Origin of the sequence: Mesorhizobium sp. 113-3-9 (genome assembly GCF_016756515.1) — a bacterium.
Taxonomy (GTDB): Bacteria; Pseudomonadota; Alphaproteobacteria; order Rhizobiales; family Rhizobiaceae; genus Mesorhizobium.
In genome coordinates this window covers 7,247,632-7,261,002 of sequence record NZ_AP023246.1, presented here as the reverse complement: position 1 = coordinate 7,261,002, position 13,371 = coordinate 7,247,632, and the positions used below count along the sequence as shown (strand labels likewise).

Annotated in this window: 15 protein-coding genes and 3 pseudogenes; 6 read left to right on the top strand and 12 right to left on the bottom strand. The window is 57.9% G+C overall.

The window, feature by feature from the left end:
* Positions 1 to 137 precede the first annotated feature (137 nt).
* The 4 genes and pseudogenes from MesoLj_RS34685 to MesoLj_RS34670 all read left to right on the top strand — a co-directional run bounded on the left by MesoLj_RS34685 (position 138) and on the right by MesoLj_RS34670 (position 3,458).
* Positions 138 to 1,151 (top strand): 1-aminocyclopropane-1-carboxylate deaminase, encoded by a 1,014-nt coding sequence (locus MesoLj_RS34685; RefSeq protein WP_202324314.1) that lies wholly within the window; start codon positions 138 to 140, stop codon positions 1,149 to 1,151.
* A 1,078-nt stretch (positions 1,152 to 2,229) separates the two neighbouring features.
* A pseudogene (locus MesoLj_RS34680) lies at positions 2,230 to 2,316 on the top strand (ATP-binding protein); the annotation flags it as partial.
* Positions 2,317 to 2,674: 358 nt separating this feature from the next.
* Positions 2,675 to 2,926, top strand: coding sequence for a type II toxin-antitoxin system RelE/ParE family toxin (locus MesoLj_RS34675; protein WP_244730592.1), 252 nt, complete (start codon positions 2,675 to 2,677; stop codon positions 2,924 to 2,926).
* Positions 2,927 to 3,086: 160 nt separating this feature from the next.
* Entirely contained in the window at positions 3,087 to 3,458 is a 372-nt protein-coding gene (locus MesoLj_RS34670) for a helix-turn-helix domain-containing protein (protein ID WP_244730591.1), read from the top strand.
* A 32-nt stretch (positions 3,459 to 3,490) separates the two neighbouring features.
* Here the strand turns inward: MesoLj_RS34670 and MesoLj_RS34665 are convergent, their stop codons facing one another.
* The 9 genes from MesoLj_RS34665 to MesoLj_RS34625 form a co-directional block, all read right to left on the bottom strand.
* Complete coding sequence (locus MesoLj_RS34665; RefSeq protein ID WP_202324311.1) at positions 3,491 to 4,531, bottom strand: LacI family DNA-binding transcriptional regulator; 1,041 nt, start codon at positions 4,529 to 4,531, stop codon at positions 3,491 to 3,493.
* A gap of 335 nt (positions 4,532 to 4,866) precedes the next feature.
* Positions 4,867 to 5,319 (bottom strand): hypothetical protein, encoded by a 453-nt coding sequence (locus MesoLj_RS34660; RefSeq protein WP_202324309.1) that lies wholly within the window; start codon positions 5,317 to 5,319, stop codon positions 4,867 to 4,869.
* A 2-nt stretch (positions 5,320 to 5,321) separates the two neighbouring features.
* Positions 5,322 to 5,549 carry a hypothetical protein gene (locus MesoLj_RS34655; protein WP_202324307.1) on the bottom strand — a complete coding sequence of 76 codons (228 nt, stop codon included), beginning with the start codon at positions 5,547 to 5,549 and terminating at the stop codon, positions 5,322 to 5,324.
* Positions 5,546 to 6,283: a 7-cyano-7-deazaguanine synthase QueC gene (gene queC / locus MesoLj_RS34650; RefSeq protein ID WP_202296260.1), complete on the bottom strand. Its 738-nt coding sequence runs from the start codon at positions 6,281 to 6,283 to the stop codon at positions 5,546 to 5,548. Before queC ends, MesoLj_RS34655 begins: the two co-directional genes overlap by 4 nt.
* 4 nt (positions 6,284 to 6,287) lie before the next feature.
* Positions 6,288 to 6,641 (bottom strand): 6-carboxytetrahydropterin synthase QueD, encoded by a 354-nt coding sequence (gene queD / locus MesoLj_RS34645; protein ID WP_202324305.1) that lies wholly within the window; start codon positions 6,639 to 6,641, stop codon positions 6,288 to 6,290.
* A complete protein-coding gene (queE, locus tag MesoLj_RS34640) occupies positions 6,638 to 7,273 on the bottom strand; it encodes a 7-carboxy-7-deazaguanine synthase (RefSeq protein WP_202324303.1) in 636 nt (211 codons plus the stop codon). The genes queD and queE overlap by 4 nt, the downstream gene beginning before the upstream one ends.
* Before the next feature lie 236 nt (positions 7,274 to 7,509).
* Positions 7,510 to 7,971 (bottom strand): iron-sulfur cluster assembly scaffold protein, encoded by a 462-nt coding sequence (locus MesoLj_RS34635; protein ID WP_202324301.1) that lies wholly within the window; start codon positions 7,969 to 7,971, stop codon positions 7,510 to 7,512.
* A gap of 27 nt (positions 7,972 to 7,998) precedes the next feature.
* Positions 7,999 to 8,319 carry a HesB/IscA family protein gene (locus MesoLj_RS34630; protein WP_202324299.1) on the bottom strand — a complete coding sequence of 107 codons (321 nt, stop codon included), beginning with the start codon at positions 8,317 to 8,319 and terminating at the stop codon, positions 7,999 to 8,001.
* A 68-nt stretch (positions 8,320 to 8,387) separates the two neighbouring features.
* Positions 8,388 to 8,687 (bottom strand): hypothetical protein, encoded by a 300-nt coding sequence (locus MesoLj_RS34625; RefSeq protein ID WP_202324296.1) that lies wholly within the window; start codon positions 8,685 to 8,687, stop codon positions 8,388 to 8,390.
* A gap of 621 nt (positions 8,688 to 9,308) precedes the next feature.
* Between MesoLj_RS34625 and ectB the strand changes: the two genes are divergently transcribed.
* Positions 9,309 to 10,568: a diaminobutyrate--2-oxoglutarate transaminase gene (gene ectB / locus MesoLj_RS34620; RefSeq protein ID WP_202324294.1), complete on the top strand. Its 1,260-nt coding sequence runs from the start codon at positions 9,309 to 9,311 to the stop codon at positions 10,566 to 10,568.
* Entirely contained in the window at positions 10,558 to 11,400 is an 843-nt protein-coding gene (locus MesoLj_RS34615; RefSeq protein ID WP_202324292.1) for a 2OG-Fe(II)-dependent halogenase WelO5 family protein, read from the top strand. Before ectB ends, MesoLj_RS34615 begins: the two co-directional genes overlap by 11 nt.
* 233 nt (positions 11,401 to 11,633) lie before the next feature.
* Here the strand turns inward: MesoLj_RS34615 and MesoLj_RS34610 are convergent, their stop codons facing one another.
* The 3 genes and pseudogenes from MesoLj_RS34610 to MesoLj_RS34600 form a co-directional block, all read right to left on the bottom strand.
* Complete coding sequence (locus MesoLj_RS34610) at positions 11,634 to 11,864, bottom strand: hypothetical protein (protein WP_202324290.1); 231 nt, start codon at positions 11,862 to 11,864, stop codon at positions 11,634 to 11,636.
* Positions 11,865 to 12,225: 361 nt separating this feature from the next.
* Positions 12,226 to 12,438 (bottom strand): annotated as a pseudogene (locus tag MesoLj_RS34605) (helix-turn-helix domain-containing protein); the annotation flags it as partial.
* Positions 12,439 to 12,881: 443 nt separating this feature from the next.
* Positions 12,882 to 13,270, bottom strand: a pseudogene (locus tag MesoLj_RS34600) (transposase); the annotation flags it as partial.
* Between the last annotated feature and the right edge of the window lie 101 nt (positions 13,271 to 13,371).

Sequence of the window (13,371 nt, the reverse complement as noted above, 5' to 3'; positions counted from 1 at the left end):
TTCAGTCGCAAGGAAAGCGCTGGAAATCGCCAAGGCTCTGACGGCAGGTCGAAGAGCGCGGCCGACCAATCCAAGCAGCGCTTATGGAACGAGTTTTGCGTGGCTATTTCAGCTGAATGATCATCGCCGGAGAGAATATGCTGGAAGAATTCGAACGTTACCCGCTCACCTTTGGACCCACACCCATTGAGAAGCTCGACCGGCTCGGCAAGCATCTGGGCGGCAAGGTGGAGATCTACGCCAAACGCGAGGACTGCAACTCCGGTCTCGCGTTCGGCGGAAACAAGCTCCGCAAGCTCGAATACATCATCCCCGACGCGATCGCGTCGGATGCCGATACCCTGGTCACCGTCGGCGGCGTGCAGTCCAACCACACGCGGATGGTTGCAGCCGTTGCCGCCAAGATCGGCATGAAATGTCTCCTGGTTCACGAGAGCTGGGTCCCCCATGAGGATGCCGTCTACGACCGGGTCGGCAACATTCTCTTGAGCCGCATCTTGGGCGCAGAGGTGCGTCTGGTCGACGATGGCTTTGACATCGGCATCCGGCACAGTTGGGAAAAAGCGCTCTATGAGGTCAAGGCAAGGGGCGGCAGGCCTTATGCGATACCGGCCGGGGCGTCTGTTCATCCGAATGGAGGCCTCGGCTATGTGGGGTTCGCGGAGGAAGTGCGCGCCCAGGAGGAACAGCTAGGGTTTGGCTTCGACTACATGGTCGTTTGCACGGTCACCGGTTCAACGCATGCCGGCATGCTCGTCGGATTCGCCAAGGACGGTCGACAGCGCAAGGTGATCGGTATCGATGCCTCTGCCACGCCTGCAAAAACCAAGGCGCAGGTGCTAAGCATTGCCCGACGTACAGCGACCCTCGTCGAGCTCGGAACGGAACCTGTCGAGGATGACGTGGTGCTGCTCGAAGACTACGCGTACCCGCGGTACGGCATTCCATCCGAGGAAACCAAGGCGGCGATCCGTCTGTGTGCGCGGCTCGAGGGTATGATTACCGATCCCGTCTATGAGGGCAAATCGATGCAAGGGATGATTGACCTCATCCAAAAAGGCTTTTTTCCAGAGGGCTCGAGGATACTCTACGCGCATCTCGGCGGCGCGCCGGCCATCAACGGTTATGGCTACACCTTTCGCAATGGCTGATGCTCGACAGACCTCCACGTGCTGTGCCCGCCGTAACAGTGCTGCGCCAAGTTTGACCGAAGGCCCGTTGGCAAACTTCAGCGGGCAGCTGTTAACTGCCGCCACGACGTGGGGTCGTGGTGCTGGCATGCTTGGCAGCATTTGCCTGTGCTCAATGTGTCCTGGAGCCGCATAAGAAGGGAGAAGACATGGCCGTTTGACTTTCTTGTGATTTTGCGGTGCGGCGATAATCGCCTTAAATTTGATAAATTGTAAGCCACCGAAGATGTCGCGCAGGCGCAGAGGTATCTACTTGAGCAGGTTTGGAAGCTGTGACCAAGCGTGCCCGAGCGGGTCGTCGTCGGCGAGCACATCGCCGCACACCCCCAGCGCGGCGGTGAACTGGGCCAGTATGGGTGAGGGAGAGGCGTCCCCCGCGACGTGACAGCGGGCAGTCGGTATCCGGCTTAACGAGGGCTTGCTCATACCTATTGCGAGCGTCGACGAGACTGTCGTCCCTTCGGCAATTTGACCGAAACGGCGCGTTCAGCCGGCGCGTTGCCTTCGGGCGGGTTCCTCCACTTGGCGCTCTTTTAGCACTATGTGCGGAGGGGTTGGGGGCTACGACGTCGCTGAGCCGCTCAATACGGAGGGGCGCGCGCGAGGCGAGGCGACGATGAGGTCGAGTTGTCCCCCGATCGCCTCTACGTAGCTCTAAGTGTCGACAGATGCATTATCGGCCTGCTTGCTCGATCTTCGAGACAGAGGGCTGGTTGATCTTGAGGGTCGCGGCAAGCTCTGCCTGGCCTTGCCAGCCGCACGGCGCAGATCGCCGAGGCTCTCGACCTCCGTCCTTAGCTCTTCGAAACGTGCATCGACACGCGCCCGACGCTCCTCAGGGAGGGCTGCGATCACGTCATCAAGCCTGCGTTCCATCACTTCCTCTCCTTCTTGTTCGCCGCCGCCCGGCGGTGAGATGCCCTTGATGGCATTTGTCCAATGGCGTGTTGATTGGTGGCCCCGGAACGGGAAGTCGCATCTGGCCTTTGCCATCGCCCGGGCGCTCATCCGCGACAGCGGGCGCGGCTACTTCGGAACAACGACCGCACTGCTCGATCCTCTCACGCATCATTGCGAGATCATCGAAATCGGACATGAATCCTGGCGCTCCAAGAACCGCGCCTGATCAACACATCGCCCAAGACGATCCGCGCTCGCCGGGCTTCGCAACCCGGACCAGCTCCGCCCGGCGAGCGCTAAACGCGATGCGCTGCCGCCAATTTTTTAGCGGGATATTCGCTGCGGCCAAGCAAGAGGGACATCTTCTCAAAAAAAGCAAAACTGGGCTCATTATCGATGTAGCACCGCCAAAGTGCTCTACTGGGTGCATTTGCAGAGCGCGATTGACGGGTATCTGAGAGGGTTTTGCGCCGAGCTGGAACGGCCCGTGCAGTCCAAAATGCGTTCATAGGAAAACAGGATCACTTGGCGAAAACGGCTGTTTGACCCGAATCTTTTCTTTTCAGTGGCTGAGCGGAGTCAGATTGGTCGATGTCTGCATCGTGATGGGTGTTGCAATCAACGACGCCCAAAATCGCGAGCAGCATCTGGCGGTCAATGCCCTCAAGGGATTTGGCGGCCGAATCCTTGCGGTGGTCGACGACTTAGACGGGGATACTTATCGCCCGTCCATGCCGTCGCTTCGCTGGTGTGATCTGCATCTTTGCTTCCAGAAGAAGGGCAGGGACACGCCCAAGTGCGAAGTCGATCTCGTTACAGCGATTGAAGGTGGCTGAGACGCGCGATCGCGAAAACTATGGCAAAGGAACACAGTCATGACTGAAGAATCACCGGCGAAATGACCAGCGGCAACGTGTTTGCGGATTTGGGCTTTGATAATTCCGAAGAGGAATTGCCCCGAAAGCCAAGCTCGCCCGTGAGATCCGCGCCATCATTGTGCGTCGGCGCCTCACTCAGGCGAAATCGGCTCAATTGCTTGTTATGAAACAGCTCGACATATCTGCGATAGTCACGGGGCGAACAGACAAGTTCTCTATAGATCGCCCGGTGCGCTGCCTCGGTCGACGCGCTTATAAGGTGGACGTTGTGGTGCGCCACAAGCAGCGCAAATCGGCGCCGACGGCCGATGCAGCCTGGTCATTGGCGCAAGCGTGGGTCCAGCTCTCGACAAGATCGTCTTCCTCGGGGATTTCTATCTCCTCGTCCTCCTGGCCTATTTCGGTTGCTACGAGGATCATGAGTGCCGAGCTGCCCTTTGCGCCCCAGTTTTACTCCACGAAGCGGTTCGCTTCGCAGCGGCACGGATGACCTTATCCGGACGACGATGGCTCTTCCGATTCTTAAGTCCAAATGCTCTCTGGCGTGAGAATCTCGAACGGAACAATCCGCTGTTCGATTAGCCGTGTGTCCGTGCGTTCGATCATTCGCAGCATTACGTCGATGAGTTCTTCAGGCATCCTGTCGACGGGATGGCACAAGGAAGCAGTAATCAAGCCTTCCCTCAATTCCTTGCGTGTCTCGGGCCCGATGTCGCGGCAGACGACCCGGATTTTGCACTGCTGCTCCGCAGCGAGCTCGCGCATAGCACGCAGAACGCCGGAAATGCCGCCGCCATTGACGAAGATGCCCCTGAGCTCCGGCTCCTCCGCTATCAGCCTGCGAACGACTGCATAGGCGTTACTCGGCGTCTCATGGGTCAGGAGGGTTTCGCTGACATGGAACTCGGGCGCGTGCTCGCGCATGTAGGAGCGAAAGCTCGCATCCGAGATGTCTTGGAACTGATAACGGTTGCTGCCGATGAGAGGAAAGACCTTGCCGGGCCGACCGGACGTCTGGCTGATAAACCATGCGGCGGTGCGGCCGGCCTTCCAGTTGTCGGTTCCCACAAAGCCGGCCCGGCTGGCGGCGGACAGGTCGGTGACGTAGGCGATCACCGGAACGCCCTTGACGCGCAACTCGTCAATCGCCTGGCCGACGAGCGGGTGATCGGCCGAGATCACCGCGATTGCATTGGCGCTTCCGCCTATCTTGAGCAGATTGGCAGCAACCGCTTCGGGGGAAGGGTCGTCCTCGAACAGAACGTCTGGCTCAATAACCGCATCTGTGCGTCGCGCGCAGGCACTGAGAAGCGCCTCGGCCCAGATCTGACAGAGCGGCCGGTTTGATTGCTGCATGAGAAAGCTCAAGCGCCGATGCGGGAGATTGTCCCGCCTGCGTTCGTGCAGCGGCCCCGAACTGCGGAAGCCGATCTGCTGCGCTGCGCTCAGGACGAGGTCGGCCGTCTGCGGTCGCAGTGTGCCAGTTCCGTGCAAGAGCCTATTGACCGTGGAAACACTTACGCCCGCGGCTTTCGCCAGATCGGCGATCGTTGGCCTGTTCATCAGCCGCCTCCATATGTGATTCGTGAATGACGCCTTCGAAGTGCAAATGCCATGTCACCGGCGAAAGAGGCGTAGGTCTCCGGATTCTTCGAGGGAGGCCTGACATATTGCACGAATCTCCGCGCAGCCTGACGCCCAATCGGAGCCCGGTTTTTTCCGATGGCGCCACCCGCGCCGCGGCTGTGCGATCCGAAGCCGCGTCGCGCGCTGCAACGCGAAGGCGCCAATCTGTGTGACATCAATGGGCGCTGCTTTCTGGACCTCAATCAATACTTTCGCCATTCTGATTCATTGGGGGGCTTTGCCCCGGCGCTTGATGCGGTCGCGCGTATCCTTCATGACGGCAGCCGCCTTTCAATTCGACGGCACATGAGTCGACCTTGCTGGGCTACCTGCTCGATTGTCTTCCGGCGGTCGAGCAGATCCATTTCGTCAATCGACACTGAGGCTGTGATGATCGCCATCAAGGCGGCGCGCGCATTCACTGAACGCACGAGCATTGCCAGATCGAAGGCGCTATCAGGAATCCTTTGATTGGCCCGAGGCGGGGCCAGGGGAGGGATATCCGCAACATCGCGTCGCCGCAGGCGTCTGCGCCCGTGCCAGCTCACGCAGGCGCTGGCATCGATTGCCGATGAGGTCGTCATTCTTCGTTCAATGATGCCAGTGGTGCGGCCATGCTGGTGATGGACTGCATGGACGATCCTCCACATAAGGGCAGGCTCGGGCATCAACTGCCTCTCGTCGAAACCACAACCTCCCCCTTTTTTCTTGGCAGTACGCTCCACGATCAAATCCGACCGGGATCAAGGATAACAACCGCAGCCTGCTCGCCGTGGTGCTGAACTCCCCCACGAAACAGCACCATGCGAACGGCGAAGATCATCAAAGTCGATGGTATGGAACAGCCCTTCGAAACGGCATCGAAGGCGCGTACCTGGTCGTGCTGAACATCACAAAGAGAAGGAAACGATCTATGGAACAGATTGCCACCGTCAGCCTGGATCTTGGCGCTCACGTCATTTCATGGGCGGTCACGGGTGCCTCTTTGCAGGATCGGAATTGCTCCCATCCTGCTGCGCGAAGATTACACTCGACGCAAGTACCGCAACCGAAACCCCAGCTATGTCTATGCTCGCGGTCTCCGCTATAGCAGGTGTGGCTTCCTTCGCAGATGAGCTTCACCAGCGCCTCGCCGCCCAGCCAATCCGCCAGCGCCCAGGTCTGCGCCTTGTCACACTGCGTGAGGGGTGTGTGAATGACGAAACGCGTTTCCATTCCAAGGTTCAGGGCAAGTTGCATCGCCTTAACTGCGTCATCTCGACAATCCGGGTAGCTGAAACGATCCGTCTCGGACACGCCGATTACGAGGTGATTCGCGCCCATCCGGTAAGCTATCGCGGCCGCAAAGCCGAGGAACAGAAGGTTGCGGCCAGGCACGAAGGTATTTGTTATGCCGTTCGCGTTCAGTGCGATCTCGACGTCGCGCGTGAGCGCGGTATCACTGATTTGACCGAGTACGGCCATGTCAATCATGTGGTCCTCGCCCAGTCGACCACGCCAGGCCGGAAAGTCTGTTCGAATGCGCTCGATCAGGTAAGGCCGCACATCGAGCTCGATCCGATGCCGCTGCCCATAGTCGAAGCCGATTGTCTCGACGCGCTCGAAGTTCTCCAGCGCCCAAGCCAGGCAGGTTGTCGAATCCTGGCCGCCGGAGAAAAGGACGAGTGCGGTTCCCGGATCTCGTTGCATCGGGTCAACCCTCGTATTCAGCCCAGCACAGCGGCGTCTCATAGACCGATACCGAGCACATTTGGCCAAGAAGCGGCTTGGTTTGGTTCCAGATCCAGACCGCAATGTTTTCCGCTGTCGGATTGCCGAGACCCTCAACCTCATTCAGATGCTGATGGTCGAGACGTTGCAGAAGCGGTCCGAAGACAGCCTCGACATCGAAGAAATCGATGACAAAGCCCGTGTCTGGATCGACGGGCCCTTCCAGACGCAGTTCCACACGGTATGAGTGGCCATGCATGCGGTGGCAGCGATGTGTCTTTGGCACGCGCGGAAGACAGTGCGCTGCCTCGAAGGTGAAAGCTTGCGTAATTTTCATGGGATCCCGAGAAGTTTGTGGGTTTGAAGGCTCAAGCGCCAACGTGGGTTGGCAAGACAATAGGCTACTGCGGCGGCCGTATTCGCCTCGCGCTCGGGCCCATCCATCGGCTGAAGCAAAAGGTGCTCAAACGCGAGAACTTCGAAATGTTCAGGCTCCGCGCCAATCTGAGGATATACAAGCTTTAGCTCGTCCCCTGCCATGACCACGAGGCGCGCATTGCATTTCGGACTGACGCACAGCCAGTCGATGCCGGCGGGTGTGGGAATGGTCCCGTTGGTCTCCACGGCAATTTCAAACGCCAAGGAATGCAGCGCTTCCAGGAATTCTTCATCGATCTGGAGGAGGGGTTCCCCTCCGGTGAGCACGACAAAACGCTGCCCAGCTCCCGACCCGCGCCAGGCTTGTTCGATCGCCGACGCAAGCTCCCGTGCGGTGTTAAAATGTCCGCCACGGGGGCCATCTACCCCAACGAAATCGGTGTCGCAAAATCCGCAGAATGCTTTTGCCCGGTCGCCTTCACGTCCCGACCAAAGGTTACAGCCGGCGAAACGACAAAATACGGCGGCCCGCCCGGCATTTCGTCCTTCACCTTGAAGGGTGTAGAATATTTCCTTAACCGCATATGACATTGCTTAAGCGGCCTTCGAGTGAGCAAGGGAGCATCTCTGCTGGCTTAGGAGACACGGCATAAGGTGGGAAATTACCCACTGCACGTCTTGCAGCTCGTTCCACCATCGAGGCTCGTTGCCGAAAACCCACTCGCCCGAACCCCACGCAGAATTAGGTTTCAGCGTGGGAAGGCTGCGGGGAAGGTGCTCCAGCTCCTCGAAGCCTGTCATCACGAGAAACGCCTCTATCACGTCGCTCATGGCGATGATGCCTTGACGAGGACGAGGCGTGAGAATCCTGGCGTCTCCTCGAAAGCCTGTCTCACAGCACGGAAGAACTCGCTCATCAGCCGCAAGCCGCGCTCCAGGATGAGGCGGTCGAGCGATGAGTAGATCGTGTGCGGCGGCAGGGCGCCGAGAAAATCCGCTATGTCCCGATCGGTGATCTGAAGGGCTTCATCGATGGTCTTGCCGACGATGAATTCGGTAAATGTCGAGCAAGCGGTTATGGCCGAGCCGCGGCCGAAGGTCTGGAACGTTGCGGCAGTAATCGTCTCGGTCCTGGGGTCGAAACCCATTATTAATTTAAGCCCGTCGCCGCAGGCGACGGCGCCGACCTCGCCGGCCGCATTGGGGGTGTCCAAAGCGCCGACATTTTTCGGGTTGATGAAATAGAGCTTGTCGCTGAAGAGGTAGACGTTGTCGGTGTCGTCCCGCATGGGCGCCGATCCTTGTCGTGATGGCGGCTAGCCAAAGGACTTGCCGCAGGCGCATTTGTCCCGCGCATTGGGATTGTCGAAGACAAAGCCCGAGGTCTGCAGGTCCGTGACAAAGTCAACGGTCATGCCGGCGAGATGGAGCTGGGAGTTTGCGTCGACGAACACCTTGACCCCGTCCGTCTCCATGATGGCATCGCCCTCGCGCGAGACGCTTTCCAGACCCATCAGGTATTTGAGGCCGGCGCAGCCGCCCGCCTCGACCATTATGCGAAAGCCTTCCGCCGGTTCGTCGGCGCGGGAAAGCGCGGCCTTAACAGCGGCGAGCGCGTTTGCAGTGAGTGTGATCATGGGACTATTTTCTTGCTGATGCATTCGCAAGTCGCGCTGCATAGAGCGTGCCAGAGAGGAAGATTGGATTAAAACACCGGGTTAGCGGATTTGACGCCCTGTCTCACATCCAACAATTGTCGGATGTCGGACAGAGCGAAACCTTGCGTAGAAAAAGCGGCATCGGACACATCGCCAGTGGCGTCGCCAGAGCCAGCGTTTTTATGTTGACCAGTGTAAGGGTGGGAACTCTTAGTCGTGCTGCGCTCCAAAAGCCGCGCCATCGTCACCACGAGTGCGGAGGCGAACACCGGGGTTGTCGATACCGCTACGATGGCGCCTTCTCGAAGCAGCGCCGTCTGCGTCAGCTCGTGGGGCGCGAACACCACTCGCGTGCTCGGCCCGTGGCCTGCAGTGCGGCCGTCACCTCGCGAGGGCCGACTGAGGCATTGTAGACGCCGCGAAGCTAGGGGTTGGCCAACGCGCCGCCCAGCGAACGGCCCCATCACCGCCAGCTGCCACGGCCGCGATTAGAGGCCGCGGTCAGCTCCAGTTCTGTCGCCAGTTCGCGGTCTGGCTCGTCCGCGTTCCAAAACGAAACTCGAGCGAGCACCGGTCTCGCCGTCACATCGAAGCAGAGAAATTGCTATCTGTCACAGCTACTCGTCGGCAAGAATCCCGTCACGGCCGACATAGAGAAATACCCAAGCATCGTGGTTGCAGTCATGCTTGGAAAAACCGGTGCGGCTATGTCAGTCGCCCCCGCCAACAACGCCGCGGATAGCGTTGCCGCAAGGCGGGTATTGACTGTCACGCTATCGCTATCCAAAGCGTTGCAACAGATTCGTCAAACAAGTTTACAGACTCTTTGCGAATGCAAGTCGCTGACCATGATACGTTCGCTTTAAGGCAGAGATTGGCCGCAGCTAATCGTCGAAATCAATGGTTTGGACTGCGTGAACATAGAACCTGCAGCGTTGATCGCAAGCAGCATACAGAGAGGCCCCTTAATGGATATCGACGTTTTTGAAGCTTACGAGTCTAACGTTCGTCGCTATGGGCGATCCTTTCCAACAGTCTTTACAAAGTCTCTTGGGGCGACAATCTGGGACGAGTCCGGAAAACCTTATATTGATTTCCTTGTTGGGTCCGGCGCGCTCAATTACGGCCATAACAACCCGGATATCATTGCGCCGGCAATTCAATATCTCGCCGATCAAAATATCGTCTTGTCGCTTGATATGTATACAGCTGCAAAGCGTGATTTCATCGAAGTGTTTGTCGAGTCGATCCTGAAGCCGCGAGGCCTTTCTTACAAGATACAGTTTCCTGGGCCGACCGGGACAAACGCTAACGAAGCGGCGTTGGCGCTGGCGCGAAAATATACCGGCCGCTCGAGTGTCATGGCCTTCACAAATTCGTACCATGGCATGTCGCTCGGCTCCTTGGCGGTGTCGGGTTCAGCGTCAACCAGACAGCTTGGCGGCGTTGCTCGCCACGATGTGATCCGTGTCCCTTACGAGAACTATCCGAACCAAACTTTCGATTCCGCGAGTTACATTGATCACGTGTTGGGCGACCCAGGCAGCGGGATAGAAAAGCCGGCCGCAATCATCCTGGAGCCCATCCAGGCAGAAGGCGGCATGAACACCGCATCCGCACCTTGGCTCGCAGAAATTCAGCGCATTTGCCGTAAGCACGACGTTGTTTTCATCGTCGATGACATTCAGGCAGGTTCGGGACGAACGGGCGATTTCTTCTCGTTCGAGTTCGCGAAAATCGAGCCCGACATCGTGTGTCTTTCAAAATCGCTAAGCGGTTCAGGCAATCCGTTGTCCATAGTTCTGATTCGCCCCGACATGGACATATGGAAACCGGGAGAACATAGCGGGACCTTTAGAGGCAATAATCTCGCCTTCGTGACTTCCGCGGCCATGTGCACAATGTGGTCCGATAGGCAGTTCACTACGGCCGTCGAGGGGACGGCCATCAAACTGCAAGAACACCTTGATCGCCTCGTTGCGAAATTCCCCAAGTGCATCGAACAAAAGCGCGGCCGTGGTCTGATGGCCGGCCTTAAGTGCCGGTCACAGGCCGTTGTTGGCCGTGTGCACGATGTCGCGTTCGAAAACGGCCTGCTGATCGAATCCTCCGGGCCAAATCGCGACGTCATCAAAGTCCTTCCGCCGATAACAATCTCAGATGACGAACTTGATCACGGCATTGCCATCCTCGATCAGGCACTACAGGAGAAAACAAATGGCGACTAACCAAGTAGCTCAGACGCCGGCCATCTCGCCTCTTATAATCAAAGAACGAACCGGCTCGATCAGCACTGCGGAGATCATCTCAGTTCTGAAAGGTGAGATCACGGCTCTGCACATTAAGCAAGCTTTCAGCGCCGAAGTAGCCGAGGACATCACTACGAAGTTTTTTGGCAGTCCCGGTCTCAACGAGCGCAAAGATGGCGTGCCGGGGCAATATGTCGGTGCATCCCACTACAGGAAGGATGCGGCCACCTATTTCAAGGAGGCGGAAAATGCGCGGCCGCACGTTGACGCCCTTTTTGGCAATTTAGTTGACCCGGTCCGAGCCGTATTCGACGCATTGAAGCGCGAGCTTCACAAACAAGGTATTGAATTGCGGCTGGCCCGTTCAGAACACGGTCGGGCTAACGTTTGTCGGGCTCTCAGTTGGACCGGAAGCGGCACATTTTCCTTGGATCCCCACGACGATGTCGCTCAAGTTTTACGCGCTGGGAACGATTACGAGCTTTCTGCGGTGGCGCACAACACCGTCGCAGCACTCAACTTTTATCCCAGCATGCCTGAGGAAGGTGGAAACTTGAGGCTATGGAGTCACAAGCCGACAGTCGCAGATCGAAAGTCGCAGGGTGTGGAGACCACGGGATATCCCTACTCCGCAGCTTATCTCGAGGCCGTGCCTAGTCGCGAAATCCAGCTCAAGGCCGGGGATATCGCGCTACTTGACGGCGGTTTCGTTCATGGGGTTACCGGTCAATCAGGCAACGGAACGCGTCGCGTACTGCTGAACAGCTTTTTCGGATTTGCGCGACCAGATCTTGTTCTCTGGTGGACTTAAAGTTGGATGTCGCAGCGTAGACCCGTCGATCAGCATGGTATCGACGGCACATCTCGATGAGCTGTTGCCAACTGCGACAGTTGCGGGCAAAGCGCTCGCGCGATTCCGCCTGGAGCAGAGCGGCGAGATCGACATAGACCGTCTCGATGCAAAACCAGCCGAGCGCCACTAGGTGACGGCGCATTGCATACTGCAGGGCGCTCCAGTTGGTTGGGCCGGAATCTTCTCGTCGATCAGGGCGCGCCCCCACCGTTGAACGGGGGGGGGCGGCCGCTCACGATTGCGGACGCCGATGCGCGCATAAAGGATCGCCTTCCGCCAACGTGGTCGAGGTTCAGGCGCACCGGTAGCTTTGTCCGCATCAGGCGCGTCTCTTCGGGCAGCGCCTGCGATGGCGACATCTGCGCGGTCTTCGCATCGTGCAGTTTGAGATCGAACTGATATGGCGTGGGCTGGCGCGGCATAGACCTCTCCCCGATACGCGTGGTAAGCTCTGATGCTGTGCCCGAATCGTATTTGGCCGTTGCGTCCTGTAGCAGCGTCACCAAGACGCCAACGTACTGAGGGCAGTTGCGCCATGCCGTTCAGACCGCGCCTGCAGCGGAAAACCTCCCGCGGCTGTCTCGATCACCTCGCGAATGTGAACACAAACCCAGCCCGAGGATGCCATGACCAAAAACTCGCGTTCCCCACGTCCTCTCGGCGTTGTTTCGTTGTATTGTTCAACACTGCGAGGCCGCATTCATGGCTCAACTATGAGGCCCCGGCAACCACAACGGAATTAATGGCGCAAGCGCCTTCGTTAAGTTCTCGCCGGAGGACAGTTCAGAGGGCTTCCTCCAGTTCGATAATCCCGAGGCTTACCGCCTTGATAACAGCGACCGTTCTGCTGCCCGTGTCCAACTTGCGCATTACGTTTTTTATATGAAAATTCACGGTGTTTTCCGACCTGCCAAGTATTCGTCCTATCTCCCACGACGATTTCCCTCTAGCTGACCAAAGTATGCACTCTATCTCCCTTGCGGAAAGCACGGGAACTTCTTCGATCGGGGGGTGATCCATAGTTTCTTCTCCGCAACCGTTTGCACCGAATATTCAGAACGGCGCACAAAGCTGCGGCTAAGGCTCGGCGCGGCGTCCTTGGCAGGTCGGTGTTAAAGCTTTAGCACGGAGTTGCCCTTAGGAGAGTTATCTGAACGTGAAATTACTATTCATTTATTACACAATTTCAAAAAATGGTGAAACATATTAGATCTTGATAATTGTGAATAGGATTTCTCGAAAGTCGGTTCGACCCAGTTGTAAGATGGGCTTGGCTCCTGGTCCGCCCGCCAATCCGACGGGAGGACGAACATCTCGCGGGCAATCCTTCCCACTTTTTCCTCGTCGCTCGAACTGGCGGGCCCGCAGTCCGAGTATGTCGCGTCCGAGGTCTTCTTGGCCTTTCCACTTGCATTATAAAATCAAACCTCAGTTCCCGGTTTGGGCTGCGCCAGCACTGCGCTCAGGAACTTTGTAGCGATGTCACCCTCCAGCAGCCGGTCGCGGTTGTTGGAGCACATCCAATGATCCCAGGCCGCATCGTCGACGGCGATCCCGACGAACTAGACTAGCGGAACAAGAGGTCGTATTCCAGCCGCTCCATCAACAGCCGCGCCGAGCGGATCGAATAGAACGCCTATAGCAGCGTCTCTGGCGGGACGATGGCCGCCCATCGGCGAGGATAGCGCGGCAAACTCCCGCTCCAGCGCCGAAAGCGTCTCGTTCACAATTGCCCGAATACGGCGCAACAGATGATCGCGCCGAACCCGAGCCTCAAGTCCACGTAGCTGAACAGTTCGCCCGTCCGTCCGTCACTGCCACGATTCACTCCCACATCTTCGCGGTCAGAGTGAATCACGAACCTGAGACTGTCGCGAGCCTTTTTCAACAGCCTGCTAGTACTACTGTGTCATAAAACTACTACTGTGT

Coding starts and splice junctions, on each gene's coding strand:
- MesoLj_RS34685 (WP_202324314.1), top strand. CDS start 138: ATGCTGGAAGAATTCGAACGTTACCCGCTCACCTTTGGACCCACACCC.
- MesoLj_RS34665 (WP_202324311.1), bottom strand. CDS start 4,531: ATGAACAGGCCAACGATCGCCGATCTGGCGAAAGCCGCGGGCGTAAGT.
- queC (WP_202296260.1), bottom strand. CDS start 6,283: ATGCAACGAGATCCGGGAACCGCACTCGTCCTTTTCTCCGGCGGCCAG.
- queD (WP_202324305.1), bottom strand. CDS start 6,641: ATGAAAATTACGCAAGCTTTCACCTTCGAGGCAGCGCACTGTCTTCCG.
- queE (WP_202324303.1), bottom strand. CDS start 7,273: ATGTCATATGCGGTTAAGGAAATATTCTACACCCTTCAAGGTGAAGGA.
- MesoLj_RS34635 (WP_202324301.1), bottom strand. CDS start 7,971: ATGCGGGACGACACCGACAACGTCTACCTCTTCAGCGACAAGCTCTAT.
- MesoLj_RS34630 (WP_202324299.1), bottom strand. CDS start 8,319: ATGATCACACTCACTGCAAACGCGCTCGCCGCTGTTAAGGCCGCGCTT.
- ectB (WP_202324294.1), top strand. CDS start 9,309: ATGGATATCGACGTTTTTGAAGCTTACGAGTCTAACGTTCGTCGCTAT.
- MesoLj_RS34615 (WP_202324292.1), top strand. CDS start 10,558: ATGGCGACTAACCAAGTAGCTCAGACGCCGGCCATCTCGCCTCTTATA.
- MesoLj_RS34610 (WP_202324290.1), bottom strand. CDS start 11,864: ATGCCGCGCCAGCCCACGCCATATCAGTTCGATCTCAAACTGCACGAT.